This is a genomic window from Streptomyces alboniger (assembly GCF_008704395.1).
Lineage (GTDB): Bacteria > Actinomycetota > Actinomycetes > Streptomycetales > Streptomycetaceae > Streptomyces > Streptomyces alboniger.
In genome coordinates, this window is sequence record NZ_CP023695.1 from 6,051,998 (window position 1) to 6,066,631 (window position 14,634).

The window sequence follows — 14,634 nt, forward strand, 5'->3', positions numbered from 1 at the left end:
CCGGTTCGTCCGGACCATTGCGGGCCTTCTTCGCGTACGCCCATACTGTGCCGGTCACCCGGGGGGAGACCGGTGCGGTGAGTGGACGGCGCGTGCCCGCCGCGGTGCGGGGGAGTCGGCATCACGGGGTGGTCCTGGGGGCCGCGGGGCTCGCGGTGCTGCTCGCGGCCACCGTCCTCGCCGCCCTCGCCGCCCTCTCCGAGAAGGCCGTGGAGGGCGGGATACAGCGGCGGCTCGCCGCGGACCGCGAGGCCGTCGTCGAGGTCGCGGGACCGCACCGGACGGACGGCGCGCGGAAGCTGGACCGTGACGTCCGCGCGGCCGTCGGCCGCGCCTATGGCGACGTACCCCATCACACCTGGTCGGCGCTGCGCGCGCCCGCGGCCCGCAACGGCGAGCTCACCGTCACCGAGGCCGCCGGCCACCCGCGGCGGGACGCGACCGTCACCGTGGCCGCCGTGCAGGGCGCCGGGCGGCACGCCGTCCTGCGGGCCGGGCGATGGCCGCGCTCCGGTGCCGGGCCGGTCGAGGCCGCGCTGACGGAGACCGCCGCCGCCGAACTGGCCGTGCGGCCCGGGGACGGCATCAGCGTGCGGAGCGCGGACGAACGGCCCGTGGCGTTGAAGGTCGTGGGGCTGTACGCCGCCGAGGAGCGGGCGCCGGCCCTGTGGGCGTCGTTGAGCAGTACGTTCGGGACCCCCGACTCGATCGCGGTCGTTCCGCACGAGGCGTTCGCGCGCAGCCCGGGGCTCGCCCGGGACGCGGCGCGGCTGTGGCTCGGGGTGCCGGACACGGGCGGGCTGCGGCTCGGGGACATCGGGGCGCTCCAAGAGCGCGCGAAGCGGTTCGCGGGCAGCGACGCCTCGCTCTCCGTCCTGCGCGGTGGCGGCCCGGGGGACGACATCACCGTGTCGGCGGGGCTGCGACGCGCGCTGGACCGGCTCACCACGCCGATCGCCGTGGCCCGCGCCGGGCTCTACGTCCCCGCGACGCTCCTCGCCGCGCTCGCCGTGGCCGCCCTCGTCCTCACCGCACGCCAGTTCGCCGAACACCGGCGCCCGGAGCTGGCGTTGCTGGCCGCGCGCGGGGCGGGCACCCGGCGGCTCGCTCTGTCGACGGCCGGGCAGTGGGCCTGCGTCGCCGTGCCCGCGGGGCTGGCCGCGCCCTGCCTCGCGGGCCCGCTGCTGCGCGGGCTCGCCGCGGCCGGGCTCATCGAGGGCGAGGTGCCCGGCTCGGCGGCGACCGGCGTGGGGTGGGCGACAGCGCTCACCGCCGTCGCCATGCACGGCGCCGCGGTGCTGCTGCCGACGGTGCGGGCGGTGCGGGACCGGCGGGCGGCGGCCCGGCCCGGGTTGCGGGTCGCGCGGCTCGCGGGCGCCCAGCGGCTCGGGGCGGACCTGGCGCTGGCGGCGGTCGCCGTCCTCGGCTGGCTGCAACTGCGCCAGTACCGCTCGCCCGTGACCGGCGGCAACGGCGTCGACCCTGTGCTGGTGCTCGCGCCTGTCGCGATGACCGTGGCGGCCGCGCTGCTCGCCCTGCGGTTCCTGCCGCTGCTCGCCCGCCTGATCGACCCCCTCGCGCGGCGCGGCAGAGGGCTCGTCCTGCCGCTCGGCGGCTGGCAGATCGGGCGGCGCGCGGCGCGGCAGGCGGGGCCCGCGCTGGTGGTGACGCTCGCCCTCGCGGTCGCCGCGCTCAGCAGTACGGCGCTGGCCGTCCTCGACCGGGGCGACCGCGACCAGGCCGCGTTCCAGGTCGGCGCGGACCTGCGCGTCGAGCCGGGGGACGGGGTGGCGCCACAGCAGCGGCGTGCCGCCTACGAGGCGCTGCCGGGCGCCGAGGCCGCCACGCCCGTGATCACCTCGGAGGGATACGTCGGGCAGGACGCGGTGGCTGTGACCGCCGTCAACACGGCGCGGGGGCCGGTTCCCGCACTGCGCGGCGATCTCGCGGACGCACCCGTGCGTGAGCTGGTGGCGCCGCTCGGCAGGGAGGTTCCTGCGCACGGGCTGCCGGTGCGCGGTGCCGGGCGGGAGCTGCCGCTCCGGGTGCGGATGTCCGCCGACGGGGACGGTGAGGTCGTACCCGTGCGGCTCACCGCCCACTTCGAGGACGGGGACGGGCTCACGCGGTCGAGTTCCGTGGTGATCAAGGAGGGCCGCGCCCGGACCGTGCCGCTGGAGGTGCCGGTGCGCGGAGGGGACGTACGCGTCCTCCAGATCGATCTGAGCATGGTCGGCGAGCGGGTGCGGCGGACGTACCGGCTGACCGTCGATGACGTGCCGGGGCTTGCGCGGCAGGCGCGGTGGCGTGACCTGCGGGCCGACGCGCCGGACCGGCATGCGGCCGGCTGCCCGGGGGCGGAGCGGGAGCGGGGGAGGGACGCCTCGGGTCAGGCGCCGGGGCCCGTGCTGTGCCGGGACAGGCCCGGTCGGGGCACGCTCGTCGACGCGGTGCTGCGCGGGCCCGACGGGCGGCTGAAGTACCCCACCTGGGGCGTGCGGCTCGGCACGGACCGCGCGAAAGGGCGGCCGGCCGCGCCCGCGCTCGCCGACGACGCGCTGCTCGCGTCGGGTGCGGTGCGGGTCGGGGACACCGTGACGGTACGGCGGAGCACGGGCGGGAGCGCGCGGGTCGCGATCGTCGGGCGGATCGCGGCGGTGCCGGGAGTGCCGCGCGACCGGGCGCGGCTGCTCGCCGACTCCCGTGCCATGGCCGCCCAGTGGGCCCTGAGCGGGGTGCTGCCCGACGCGGAGAGCGCGTGGTGGGTGGGTGTGCGCGGAGCGGACACGGGCGGGGCTCTGGGGGCGGTGCGCGAGGCGCCGCGGCTGGGGAAGGCCGTCGATGTGGCGCAGGTCCGGGCGGAGTTGGCGGCCGATCCGCTGCGCAGGGGGGCGCGGGGCGCGCTCACGCTGTGCCTGGTGCTCGCGCCCGCCTTCGCCGTCATCGCGTTCGCGCTGCATACGGTGGTCTCGGCGCGGTCCAGGGAGCGGGAGTTCGCGCTGCTGCGGGCGCTCGGGATGCGGCGGGGGCAGGTGGCGGCGTACCTGTGGACGGAGCAGGTGGCGCTCGCGGGGGTGGCGGCGGTACTCGGTACGGCCCTGGGGGCCGCGCTCGCCTCGGTGATCATGCCGGTGGTGACGGTGGACGCTTCCGGGGGGCCGGTCTTTCCCCCGCTGGTCACGCAGGTGCCGTGGGTGCGGGTGGCGGTCACGGCCGGGGTGGCCGCGGGGGTGATCTGCGGGGTGGTGACGGGGGCCGCGCGAATCTTGGGGCGGGTGGATCTGGCGCGGGTGCTCCGGGTGGGGGAGGGGCCGTGACGCGCGCGTGGCTGCGGGTGGGGTTCGCCCTGTTGGCCGGGCTGCTGGTGGCTGTCGCCAGCGGTGGGCCAGGAGTGCTGGAGCGGCTGGGCGGGGCGGCGCTCGGCGCCCGGCTCCAGCAGGCGCAGCGGGACGCGCCGGGGGTGGTGCACAGCGCGCGGTTCGATCCGGAGGAGGAGCGGATCGGGGCCGAGAGCGACCTCGGCGGTGACCTCGCACGTTACGCGGAGGTCATCGAGAACTCCTCGCCCCGAGCGCTGCGGCGCGGACTCGTGCACGACTCGACTCGGGTCCGGCTTCCCACGGTGAGGGGCGCGGGGAGCACGCTCTCCCTGATCTACGCCTCCGATGCGCCGGGGCGCGCGGCGTACGTGGCCGGGCGCGGGCCCCGTGAGCGGGGCGAGGCCGTCGAGCTGGCCGTGTCCACGCGTACGCGCGACGCGCTGGGGCTGCGGATCGGGCAGCGGGTACGGCTGAAGGCCGGCGCCCTGGAGAACGTCAGTGCCGTGGGACGCGTCGTCGGGGTCTTCCGGGCCGAGGGCGGGCGCCGCCTCTGGAGTGAACAGCCCTTGCTGGCACGGCCGTTGCCCGCGGCGGCGGGAGGCGTGCCTGAGGCCGGTGCGCTGATCGCGGCTCGCGGCGTCGAGATGCTACAGAACCAGGCGGGCGCCGAGCTGACCGTCCACTGGAACATGCGGCTGGTGCTCGGCGGCGGGGAGGCCGCCCGCTTCGTGGGGCGCGGGGAGCGGGACTTCCAGCGGGCCATGGCCCGGTATCCCCTCGCCGCACGGGAGTCGTACTGCCAATTCGGGGTGTACGGCGGGAAGTTGTGCCTCATCGGCGCCCACCCCGCTACCGAACTGGAGACCGACACCGAACTGCCGGATGTCGTCGAGGAGTTCCAGCGGCGCTGGCGGCAGGCCACCGTCGTGATCGCCTTCGCCTCGGCCTCCCTGCTCGGGGTGGGGCTCTCCGCCGTCGTCGTGACGTCGTTGCTGATGGTGCGGCGACGGCTCGACACGGATCGGCTGCTGCGGGCGCGGGGCGCCTCCGCCTCGGACATCGCCCTGGGGCGCGCCGTGTGGAGTGCGCCCGCGGTGCTGCTCGGGTTCGGCGGCGGCTGTGCGCTCGCCACGCTGGGGCCCGGGAGTTCACCCGCGTACGGCACGGGGGCGGGGGTCGCGGTGCTCTGCTGGGTGCTGCTGCCCTGCCTCACGTGGTGGGCGGTGCGGGACCGGGCCGTGCTGCGGGACCGGGCGCCGCGCCGGGGCGGGCGCCGGCTGGTCGCCGAGGCGGTCGTGCTGCTGCTCGCCGCGGGAGGCGTGTTCGCGCTGCGGGCGCGGGGCACCGAGGGCGCCGCGGGGCCCGATCCGCTGCTCGCCGCCGTACCCGTACTGCTCGGCCTCGCGGCGGTCGCCGTGCTGGTGCGGTGCTACCCCTGGCCGGTGCGGCTGATGGCGCGGACGGCGGCCAGGGGGCGCGGGGTCGTGGCGCTCGTCGCGCTGTCCCGCGCCGCGAAGGAGGCCCCAGCGCGCGGGCTCGCGCTGCTCGTCCTCGTGGTGACGCTCGCCGGCGCCGTCTTCGGCGGCCTCGTCTCCGGGACGCTGACGGAGGGGCGGCGCTCCGCGGTGGCCTGGCAGGTGGGCGCCGACGCCTCCTTTCTGGGGGCCGGACGCGATCCCGGCATGGCCGCGCGGCTGGCACGCGCGCGTGGCGTGCGGGAAACGGTGGCGGTGCGGCAGCTGCGGGTGGATCCCGTCAGCGGTACGGACGGCGGGCGGTATGGGATCTCCAGCCTGATCGGCGTGGACGGGGCGAAGCTGGGGGAGGTGGCGGAGGATTCGGCGGCGGCCCGGGCACTGGAGGGGGCCGGGCTCGCCGGTGGGGGCGAGGACGGCCGGCGTGGCGGCGCGGGCGAGGAGATTCGGGTGCTTGCCTCCGAGGGGCACGCGGGAGAACTGCTCACTTTCACCCGGCACGGCAGGGAGATACGGCTGAGGGTCGTGGGGCCGTTGCCCGGGGCCGTGGAGCGTGACCCCGCGCTGGGGCCCGTACGCGGTGCCACGGAGGCGCGGCAGCACCTGCTCCTCGCTGACAACAGGGACCTCAAGGCCTTCGCCGCCCCGGAGTTCGAGGAGACCGCGCTGCTGCTGTACGGCGAACGCCTGGACCCCGAGGCCCTGCGCTCGCTCGTGCCGCGCGCCGCCCCCGGGGCCACCACCGGCGAACTCCGCATCCGTGCCGAGGAGCAGGCCGAGGCCGACGACGACGGGCTGATCGCCGCCGTGACCACCGCGCACACCGCCTGCACCGCCCTCGCCGTGCTCCTCGCGCTGCTCGCCCTCGTCCTCGAACTGCTGCTGTCCGCTCCCGCGCGCGGGCGCACCGCCGCCTACCTGCGCACCCTCGGCCTCGGCGGGCGCGCCACGTCCGCGCTCCACCTGCTGCAACTGCTGCCCATGGTGCTCGCGGCCGTCGCGGGCGGCGTCACGCTCGGCCTCGCCCTGCCCTCACTGCTCGGCCCGGCCCTGGACCTGCGGGAGTTCACCGGCGGGCCCTCCGCGCCCGACCGGCACGTCGACGTCCTGTTCACCGCGGCCCTGGGGGCGGGGCTCTGCGTCCTGGTCGCTCTGGCGGTGGGCGTGGAGACCTGGCTCGGGCGGCGCCGGGGGCTAGGCGCCGTCCTGCGACTCGGGAGAGCCGATGACTGAACCGTCGTCCTACGAAGGAGCCGGGGGCGAACTGGCCGCCCTGGAGGCACGGGCCCGCGCCGCGCGCCGCCCCACGGGTGACGAAGGCCTGATCGTCTGCGACAACCTCGTCCGCGTCTACCGCACCGAAGAGGTCGAGGTGCAGGCGCTCCAGGGCCTCGACCTGGTCGTGTCCGAGGGCGAGTGCGTGGCCCTGGTCGGCGCCTCGGGGTCGGGCAAGTCCACCCTCCTGTCGATCCTCTCGGGACTCGACCTGCCCACCGCGGGCCGCGCGAAGGTCGCGGGCCACGACCTGCTCGCCATGGGGCGCCGCGAACGCCTCGGCTACCGCAGGCACACCGTCGGCTTCGTCTGGCAGCAGGCCGGGCGCAACCTCCTGCCCTATCTGACCGCGCTGGAGAACGTGGCGCTGCCGATGAAGTACGCGCGCGTGCCGCGTCGTTCACGCCGGGAGAAGGCCGCCGAACTGCTCGGCGTCCTCGGCGTCGCGCACTGCCGCGACCGGCGGCCCACCGAACTCTCCGGCGGCGAACAGCAGCGCGTCGCCGTCGCGGTCGCCACCGCCAACTCCCCGCGCGTACTGCTCGCCGACGAGCCCACCGGGGAGCTGGACACCGCCGGCGGGGAGAGCGTCTTCGCGGCCCTGCGCCGCGCCAACGAACACCTGGGCGCGACCGTGCTGGTCGTCACCCACGACCCGCTCGTCTCCGAGCAGGTCCGTCGCACCGTACGCATCCGCGACGGCCGTACCTCTACCGAGACGCTCCGTGAGCGGGACGGCAGGGGAGAGGAGTTCACGGTCCTCGACCGGGCGGGGCGCTTGCAACTGCCGGAGGAGTACGTCGAGCGGTACGGGCTACGGGGACGGGTGCGGCTGACGGCGGAGCCGGACCACGTGGGGGTGTGGCCGGACGGGACGGAGCCACCGGACGACGGGACACCGAATGAGACACGGACGAGCGGGGCCGATCGGCGAAAGCGGCATTGAGGGGAGCATTCCGTGCCAGATGCCATGGTCCTCGTCGAGGACCTCCACCGTACGTACGGCGCCGGGGCCGCCGCCGTGCACGCCCTGCGCGGCGTCTCCTTCGCCGTCCCGCGCGGCGAACTCGTCGCCCTGAAGGGCCGCTCCGGGTCCGGCAAGACGACCCTGCTCAACCTCGTGGGCGGGCTCGACACCCCCGGCCGGGGGGAGATCACCGTGGACGGCGTGCGGCTCGCGGGCCTCGGCGAGAGCGGCCTCCTTGAGCTGCGCCGCGACCGCCTCGGCTTCGTCTTCCAGTCCTTCGGGCTCATCCCCATCCTGACCGCCGCCGAGAACGTCGGCGTGCCGCTGCGGCTGAAAAAGACGGACCCACGCGCGCGGGAGGAACGCGTCGCCCTGCTGCTGGCCCTCGTCGGCCTCGCGGACCACGCCCGGCAACGGCCCGGCGAACTCTCCGGAGGGCAGCAGCAGCGCGTGGCGATCGCCCGCGCCCTCGCCAACAAGCCCTCCTTGCTGATCGCCGACGAGCCCACCGGGCAGCTCGACGCGGAGACCGGGCTCGCCGTGATGGAGCTGCTGCGCGCTGTCGTCCGCGGTGAGGGCGTCACCGCCCTGGTGGCCACGCACGACGCGGCGCTGCTCGATCTGGCCGACCGGGTCCTCGAACTGCGCGACGGGGAGATCGTCGAGCACTGACCCCGGCGGGCATCAGGGTTCTGTCAAGGACGCCGGCCCCGCACACCCTTGTCCGCGATGCCGGAATTGTTGGCCGTAAGGTCGACGCTGCGTACACAGTTGTTTCGGGAAGACAATGGGGCCATGGCACGCGGCAAGCTTCGGATATACCTCGGTGCGGCACCGGGCGTCGGCAAGACGTACGCCATGCTCTCCGAGGCACACCGGCGTGTGGAGCGCGGCACCGACTGCGTCGTCGGCTTCGTGGAGCACCACGACCGGCCGCGCACCGAGGTCATGCTGCACGGCCTCGAACATGTGCCCCGCAAGGACCTGGAGTACCGCGGCACGGCCTTCACCGAGATGGACGTCGACGCGGTCCTCGACCGCGCCCCCGCCGTCGCCCTGGTCGACGAACTCGCCCACACCAACGTCCCCGGCTCCCGCAACGCCAAGCGCTGGCAGGACGTCGAGGAGCTGCTCGCGGCGGGCATCGACGTCGTCTCGACCGTGAACATCCAGCACCTGGAGTCCCTCGGCGACGTCGTCGAGTCGATCACCGGCGTGCGCCAGCGCGAGACCGTGCCCGACGAAGTGGTGCGCCGCGCCGACCAGATCGAGCTGGTCGACATGTCGCCCCAGGCGCTGCGCCGCCGCATGGCCCACGGCAACATCTACAAGCCCGACCGCATCGACGCCTCCCTCTCCAACTACTTCCGGCCCGGCAACCTCACCGCCCTGCGCGAGCTGGCGCTGCTGTGGGTCGCCGACCGCGTCGACGAGTACCTCCAGCAGTACCGGGGCGAGCACAACATCCGCTCCACCTGGCAGGCCCGCGAGCGCATCGTCGTCGGACTGACGGGCGGCCCCGAGGGGCGCACGCTGATCCGGCGCGCCTCCCGGATGGCCGCCAAGGGCTCGGGCAGCGAGATCCTCGCCGTCTACATAGCCCGCAGCGACGGCCTGACCGCCGCCTCCCCCAAGGAACTGGCCGTCCAGCGCACCCTGGTCGAGGACCTCGGCGGCACCTTCCACCACGTCATCGGCGACGACATACCGGCCGCGCTGCTCGACTTCGCCCGGGGGGTCAACGCCACCCAGATCGTCCTCGGCTCGTCCCGCCGCAAGACCTGGCAGTACGTCTTCGGGCCGGGCGTCGGCGCGACCGTCGCCCGCGACTCGGGGCCCGACCTGGACGTGCACATCGTCACGCACGGCGAGGTCGCCAAGGGGCGCGGCCTGCCCGTCGCCCGCGGCGCGCGCCTCGGGCGGTCCCGGATCATCTGGGGCTGGTTGGTCGGCGTGGGCGGCCCCGCGCTCCTGACACTGCTGCTCACCCATGTCGACGCCGACCTCGGCCTCGCCAACGACATGCTGCTGTTCCTGACGCTGACGGTGGCCGCCGCCCTGCTCGGCGGACTCCTGCCCGCCCTCGCCTCCGCGGCCGTGGGTTCCCTGCTCCTCAACTACTACTTCACGCCGCCCCTGCATCTGTGGACGGTCTCCAACAACAAGAACATCGTCGCCATCGCCGTCTTCGTCGGTGTCGCGGTGTCCGTGGCGTCGGTGGTGGACCTCGCCGCCCGCCGCACCCACCAGGCCGCCAGACTGCGCGCCGAGTCGGAGATACTCTCCTTCCTCGCGGGCAGCGTCCTGCGCGGCGAGACCAGCCTGGAAGCCCTCCTGGAGCGGGTCCGCGAGACGTTCGCCATGGAGTCCGTGGCGCTCCTGGAACGCGCGGGCGACACCGCGCCCTGGACCTGCGCGGGCAGTGTCGGCGACGGCCGCCCGCTGCTCCGCCCCGAGGACGCCGACGTGGACATGCCGGTCGGCGACCATCTGGCCCTCGCCCTGTCCGGCCGTGTCCTGCCCGCCGAGGACCGCCGGGTGCTCGCCGCGTTCGCCGCGCAGGCCGCCGTCGTCCTGGACCGCCAGCGCCTGCAGTCCGAGGCCGACCAGGCCCGCACCCTCGCCGAGGGCAACCGCATCCGCACCGCGCTGCTCGCCGCCGTCAGTCATGACCTCCGTACGCCCTTGGCCGGCATCAAGGCGGCCGTGACCTCGCTGCGCTCCGACGACGTCGAGTGGTCCGAGGAGGACGAGGCCGAGCTCCTCGCCGGCATCGAGGACGGCGCCGACCGCCTGGAGCACCTCGTGGGCAACCTCCTCGACATGTCCCGGCTCCAGACCGGCACGGTCACCCCGCTGATCCGCGAGATCGACCTCGACGAGGTGGTCCCCATGGCGCTCGGCGGCGTCCCCGACGGCAGCGCGGAGCTGGACGTTCCCGAGACGCTGCCGATGGTCGCCGTGGACAAGGGCCTGCTGGAGCGGGCGGTCGCGAACATCGTCGAGAACGCCGTCAAGTACGCCCCCGAGGGCGAGCCCGTCAAGGTCTCCGCCAGCACCCTGGGCGAGCGCGTGGAGGTCCGCGTGGTCGACCGCGGCCCCGGCGTCCCCGATGCCGCCAAGGACCGCATCTTCGCGCCCTTCCAGCGTTACGGTGACGCTCCGCGCGGCGCGGGCGTAGGCCTCGGTCTCGCCGTGGCCCGCGGCTTCGTCGAGGCCATGGGCGGCACCCTCGCCGCCGAGGACACCCCCGGCGGCGGCCTCACCATGGTCCTCACCCTGCGAGCGGTGGCCGGGCGGCCGCCGGACCGCGCGGACCTTCCCGATCTCCCCGATCTCTCCGCCCAGGTCACCCAGTGACCGCGAACCAGAAGCCAGAAAGGCAGGCCGGCATGACCCGGGTGCTCGTGGTCGACGACGAGCCGCAGATCGTACGCGCCCTCGTGATCAACCTGAAGGCGCGCAAGTACGAGGTGGACGCGGCCCCCGACGGCGCGACGGCGCTCCAGCTGGCCGCCGCCCGCCACCCCGACGTGATCGTGCTCGACCTCGGTCTGCCCGACATGGACGGCGTGGAGGTCATCAGGGGCCTGCGCGGCTGGACGCGCGTCCCGATCCTCGTCCTGTCCGCGCGGCACAGCTCGGACGAGAAGGTCGAGGCCCTGGACGCGGGCGCCGACGACTACGTGACCAAGCCGTTCGGCATGGACGAGCTGCTGGCCCGCCTGCGCGCCGCCGTCCGCAGGGCCGAGCCCACCGGCGCGGGCGAGGACGACATCATGGTCGACACCGAGGACTTCTCCGTCGACCTGGCGGCCAAGAAGGTCAACCGCGGTGGCCGTGACGTGCGCCTGACCCCGACCGAGTGGCACCTCCTGGAGGTGCTCGTGCGCAACACCGGCCGCCTGGTCAGCCAGAAGCAGCTGCTCCAGGAGGTGTGGGGGCCCTCCTACGGCACGGAGACCAACTATCTGCGGGTCTACATGGCGCAGTTGCGCCGCAAGCTGGAGGCGGATCCGGCACATCCGCGGCACTTCATCACGGAGCCGGGGATGGGATACCGCTTCGAGCGTTGAGGTCCGCCGTGAGCGGGCATAAGCCGTGAGCGGGCACAAGCACAGATGAGCGCACCCCTTTCCCGCGTGTCGGTGCCCCCCGGTACGCTTCCTGTATGAGTGCTGTTCCTGGTTCCGAAAAGCCGGCAGGCCGTTTCCGGCGCATGCTCGACCGGCTGTCCTCCTCCCAGGAGGATCTGGAGTCGGAGGAGCTGCGTGAGGACTCCGAGACAGCGGGCTGCGTCCGCATCGGCGACTGCCAAGACCGCCAGATAGTCACCGTTACTGGTACCTTGCGCACGGTCACCCTGCGTCCACGAGCCGGGGTCCCCGCGCTGGAGGCCGAGCTGTTCGACGGCTCCGCGGCGCTGGACGTGGTGTGGCTCGGCAGGCGCTCCATCGTCGGGATAGAGCCGGGGCGCAAGCTGATCGCATCGGGCCGGATCTCGATGAGCCGGGGCCGCCGGGTGCTCTTCAACCCCAAGTACGAACTCAGACCGCTCGGACGGGAGTAGCCGGTGACGTCCCTCGACAAGCCGACGGACCAAGGGAAAGCGGATCAGGAAGACGCCGACTCCAGGGCCGTGACCGAGGCAGCGCTCTTCGAGGCCTTCGGCGGCGTGCGGGGCATGGTGGAGACGGTCGTTCCCGGCCTGCTCTTCGTGACCATCTTCACGATCAACAAGGACCTGCACATGGCGGCCATCGCGGCCCTCGCCATGTCCGTGGTGCTCGTGGTGGTCCGCCTGGTCATGAAGGACACCGTCAAGCACGCCTTCAGCGGCGTCTTCGGGGTCGCCTTCGGCGTGGTCTTCGCGATGATGACCGGCAACGCCAAGGACTTCTACCTGCCGGGCATGCTCTACACCCTGGGCCTCGCCCTGGCCTACATCATCACGACCCTCGCGGGCGTCCCGCTGATCGGTCTGATCCTCGGCCCGGTCTTCAAGGAGAACCTCTCCTGGCGCACCCGCAACCCCGGCCGCAAGAAGGCGTACGCGAAGGCCAGCTGGGCCTGGGGCCTGATCCTGCTCGCCAAGTGCGCGATCCTCTTCCCGCTGTACTGGTGGGCCGACACCACGCAGTTCGGCTGGGTCCTGGTCGCCCTGAAGATCCCGCCGTTCCTGCTCGCCGTCTACCTCACCTGGCTCTTCCTCGCGAAGGCCCCGCCGCCGATCGACGTCTTCGCCGAGATGGAGGCCGCCGAGAAGGCGGAGGAGGAGCGCAAGGCCGCGGCGCGGGGCCAGGAAAGCGCCCCATAGGGGCGCGGGGAACTGCGCGACCGGCCACGACGGACCCGCAGAGGACATACGAGATGGGGGCGCCCGGTAAATCACCGGGCGCCCCCATCCGCGTACAGCGCCCCGGGGCTAGTCCCCGCGACGCACCGAAAGCAGATCCTCAAGCTGCTCCTCACGCGCCTGCGCGGCCACGAAGAGAAGCTCGTCCCCCGCCTCCAGGGAGTCGTCCGGCGTCGGCGCGAGGACGCGCGTACCGCGGATGATCGTCACCAGCGAGGTGTCCTCGGGCCATTCGACGTCACCGACGCGCGTGCCCGCGAGGGCCGACTCGGGCGGCAGCGTCAGCTCGACGAGGTTCGCGTCGCCGTGGCTGAAGCGCAGCAGCCGGACGAGATCGCCGACGCTGACCGCCTCCTCGACGAGCGCGGACATCAGACGCGGCGTGGAGACCGCGACGTCGACGCCCCAGGACTCGTTGAAGAGCCACTCGTTCTTGGGGTTGTTCACGCGGGCGACGACCCGCGGGACGCCGTACTCCGTCTTGGCGAGGAGGGAGACGACGAGGTTGACCTTGTCGTCGCCGGTCGCGGCGATCACGACGTTGCAGCGCTGGAGCGCCGCCTCGTCCAGGGAGGTGATCTCGCAGGCGTCGGCGAGCAGCCACTCGGCCTGCGGGACGCGCTCGACGGAGATGGCCGTCGGCGCCTTGTCGACGAGAAGGACCTCGTGGCCGTTCTCCAAAAGCTCACCGGCGATGGAGCGGCCCACGGCGCCGGCTCCGGCAATGGCGACCCTCATCAGTGACCGCCCTCCTCGGGGCCTTCGGCGAACGCCGCTTCGACCTTGTCGACCTGATCGGTGCGCATCATCACGTGCACCAGGTCGCCCTCCTGGAGGACCGTCTGCGAGGTCGGCAGGACCGCCTCGCCCAGCCGGGTGAGGAAGGCCACGCGGACGCCGGTCTCCTCCTGGAGCCGGCTGATCTTGTGCCCGATCCAGGCCGGCGAGGCGTGGACCTCGGCGAGCTGGACGCCGCCGGTGGGGTCGCGCCACAGCGGCTCGGCCCCCGAGGGGAGCAGACGGCGCAGCATCTGGTCGGCGGTCCAGCGGACCGTGGCGACCGTGGGGATGCCGAGGCGCTGGTAGACCTCGGCGCGGCGCGGGTCGTAGATGCGGGCCGCGACGTTCTCGATGCCGAACATCTCGCGGGCCACGCGCGCGGCGATGATGTTCGAGTTGTCGCCGCTGCTGACGGCGGCGAAGGCGCCCGCCTCCTCGATGCCGGCTTCGCGCAGGGTGTCCTGGTCGAAGCCGACGCCGGTGACGCGGCGGCCGCCGAATCCGGAGCCCAGGCGGCGGAAGGCCGTGGGGTCCTGGTCGACCACGGCGACCGTGTGCCCCTGTTGTTCCAGGGTCTGCGCGAGAGCGGAACCGACTCTCCCGCAGCCCATGATGACGATGTGCACGACCGTCCTTCCGGCTGTGTCAATACTTTGTGCTCAGGCTGAACGGTAAAAGCGTCTCAGACCGGAGCCCAAGCTACACACGCGCGGTCCGCCGAGGGCACCCCCGTGCACGTCCCGGACGGGTGGGCCCGGCGCTCAGTCCACGCTGCGCAGCAGCCCCTCGACGTTCTGCAGCCGGTGGCCCAGCTCGACGAGCTGCAAGCGGGTCGCCTCCTGCTCCGACCTGGCGCGTTCGACCGCCTCGCGGTACTCGTGCATGGCCTCGGCGTACTGCCGGTCACGCTCGCGGTTGCGCTGCGTCTGGAAGTAGGCGACGGCGACGATCGCGCCGGCGAGTATCAGGAAAAATGCGACCGGGATGATCACGTCGTCCACTAGGGCGTCCCTCTGTCCGATTGCTGTCCGTCGTCGCCCGTCCGGCCTCGCTGGACGGCCGCGACGATCGTATCCACGTTCAACTGCACGTCGAACGGCGCCAGTTCGAAGTACTTGAGCGCCTTGCCGTCGTCGGAGAGCTCCAGGCGGCCGACGACGAGGCCCGCCTTCTCCATGCGCTCGAGGTGCATGTAGAGCAGGGGGCGGGACACCCCGAGCCGCCGGGCCAGTTCGCTGACGTACAGCTGGCCGGAGGCTAGCTCGCTGATGATCCGGATGCGCTGCGCGTGGCCGACCGCCGCGAGAAAAGCCAGTAGCTCCTCGCTGTCCATGGTCCGCCTTCGCGCTGGTCCCGATACCTGTCAGTCAAGGCTTACGTATGACGGGTTCTGCTGTCAATCCGCGTCCCCGAACTCTCGAATGACAGTTGACGGCTCATTCCTTCACCTGTCAGTCTCAA

12 protein-coding genes are annotated in these 14,634 nt (G+C 73.7%); 8 read left to right on the forward strand and 4 right to left on the reverse strand.

The window, feature by feature from the left end; genetic code table 11:
- The first annotated feature begins 77 nt into the window (after positions 1 to 77).
- From CP975_RS27020 to CP975_RS27060, 8 genes are all read left to right on the forward strand, one after another.
- Positions 78 to 3,317, forward strand: a complete 3,240-nt coding sequence (locus CP975_RS27020; RefSeq protein ID WP_150477436.1) for an ABC transporter permease — start codon at positions 78 to 80, stop codon at positions 3,315 to 3,317.
- Positions 3,314 to 6,028, forward strand: coding sequence for a hypothetical protein (locus CP975_RS35140; protein WP_167532736.1), 2,715 nt, complete (start codon positions 3,314 to 3,316; stop codon positions 6,026 to 6,028). Before CP975_RS27020 ends, CP975_RS35140 begins: the two co-directional genes overlap by 4 nt.
- Entirely contained in the window at positions 6,021 to 7,016 is a 996-nt protein-coding gene (locus tag CP975_RS27035; RefSeq protein ID WP_055528423.1) for an ABC transporter ATP-binding protein, read from the forward strand. The genes CP975_RS35140 and CP975_RS27035 overlap by 8 nt, the downstream gene beginning before the upstream one ends.
- 24 nt (positions 7,017 to 7,040) lie before the next feature.
- Positions 7,041 to 7,709 (forward strand): ABC transporter ATP-binding protein, encoded by a 669-nt coding sequence (locus tag CP975_RS27040; protein ID WP_055528424.1) that lies wholly within the window; start codon positions 7,041 to 7,043, stop codon positions 7,707 to 7,709.
- Positions 7,710 to 7,832: 123 nt separating this feature from the next.
- Positions 7,833 to 10,397, forward strand: a complete 2,565-nt coding sequence (locus CP975_RS27045) for a sensor histidine kinase (RefSeq protein WP_055528425.1) — start codon at positions 7,833 to 7,835, stop codon at positions 10,395 to 10,397.
- A 32-nt stretch (positions 10,398 to 10,429) separates the two neighbouring features.
- Positions 10,430 to 11,113 (forward strand): response regulator, encoded by a 684-nt coding sequence (locus CP975_RS27050; protein WP_030778727.1) that lies wholly within the window; start codon positions 10,430 to 10,432, stop codon positions 11,111 to 11,113.
- A 95-nt stretch (positions 11,114 to 11,208) separates the two neighbouring features.
- Positions 11,209 to 11,607, forward strand: a complete 399-nt coding sequence (locus CP975_RS27055; protein ID WP_127910110.1) for an OB-fold nucleic acid binding domain-containing protein — start codon at positions 11,209 to 11,211, stop codon at positions 11,605 to 11,607.
- 3 nt (positions 11,608 to 11,610) lie between these two features.
- The gene (locus CP975_RS27060; RefSeq protein WP_055528428.1) at positions 11,611 to 12,354 is read left to right on the forward strand and encodes a DUF3159 domain-containing protein; all 744 of its coding nucleotides are present in this window, start codon (positions 11,611 to 11,613) and stop codon (positions 12,352 to 12,354) included.
- A 108-nt stretch (positions 12,355 to 12,462) separates the two neighbouring features.
- On the opposite strand, the gene CP975_RS27065 is transcribed toward CP975_RS27060, so the two are convergent.
- From CP975_RS27065 to CP975_RS27080, 4 genes are all read right to left on the reverse strand, one after another.
- A complete protein-coding gene (locus tag CP975_RS27065; protein ID WP_055528429.1) occupies positions 12,463 to 13,131 on the reverse strand; it encodes a potassium channel family protein in 669 nt (222 codons plus the stop codon).
- The gene (locus CP975_RS27070; protein ID WP_055528430.1) at positions 13,131 to 13,799 is read right to left on the reverse strand and encodes a potassium channel family protein; all 669 of its coding nucleotides are present in this window, start codon (positions 13,797 to 13,799) and stop codon (positions 13,131 to 13,133) included. The genes CP975_RS27065 and CP975_RS27070 overlap by 1 nt, the downstream gene beginning before the upstream one ends.
- A gap of 135 nt (positions 13,800 to 13,934) precedes the next feature.
- Entirely contained in the window at positions 13,935 to 14,174 is a 240-nt protein-coding gene (locus CP975_RS27075) for a hypothetical protein (protein ID WP_055528431.1), read from the reverse strand.
- The gene (locus tag CP975_RS27080) at positions 14,174 to 14,506 is read right to left on the reverse strand and encodes an ArsR/SmtB family transcription factor (RefSeq protein WP_055528434.1); all 333 of its coding nucleotides are present in this window, start codon (positions 14,504 to 14,506) and stop codon (positions 14,174 to 14,176) included. The genes CP975_RS27075 and CP975_RS27080 overlap by 1 nt, the downstream gene beginning before the upstream one ends.
- Between the last annotated feature and the right edge of the window lie 128 nt (positions 14,507 to 14,634).

Excerpts from the sequence above, each read along its gene's own strand:
- CP975_RS27035 (WP_055528423.1), top strand. The coding sequence starts at position 6,021 with ATGACTGAACCGTCGTCCTACGAAGGAGCCGGGGGCGAACTGGCCGCC.
- CP975_RS27040 (WP_055528424.1), top strand. The coding sequence starts at position 7,041 with ATGGTCCTCGTCGAGGACCTCCACCGTACGTACGGCGCCGGGGCCGCC.
- CP975_RS27045 (WP_055528425.1), top strand. The coding sequence starts at position 7,833 with ATGGCACGCGGCAAGCTTCGGATATACCTCGGTGCGGCACCGGGCGTC.
- CP975_RS27050 (WP_030778727.1), top strand. The coding sequence starts at position 10,430 with ATGACCCGGGTGCTCGTGGTCGACGACGAGCCGCAGATCGTACGCGCC.
- CP975_RS27055 (WP_127910110.1), top strand. The coding sequence starts at position 11,209 with ATGAGTGCTGTTCCTGGTTCCGAAAAGCCGGCAGGCCGTTTCCGGCGC.
- CP975_RS27065 (WP_055528429.1), bottom strand. The coding sequence starts at position 13,131 with ATGAGGGTCGCCATTGCCGGAGCCGGCGCCGTGGGCCGCTCCATCGCC.
- CP975_RS27080 (WP_055528434.1), bottom strand. The coding sequence starts at position 14,506 with ATGGACAGCGAGGAGCTACTGGCTTTTCTCGCGGCGGTCGGCCACGCG.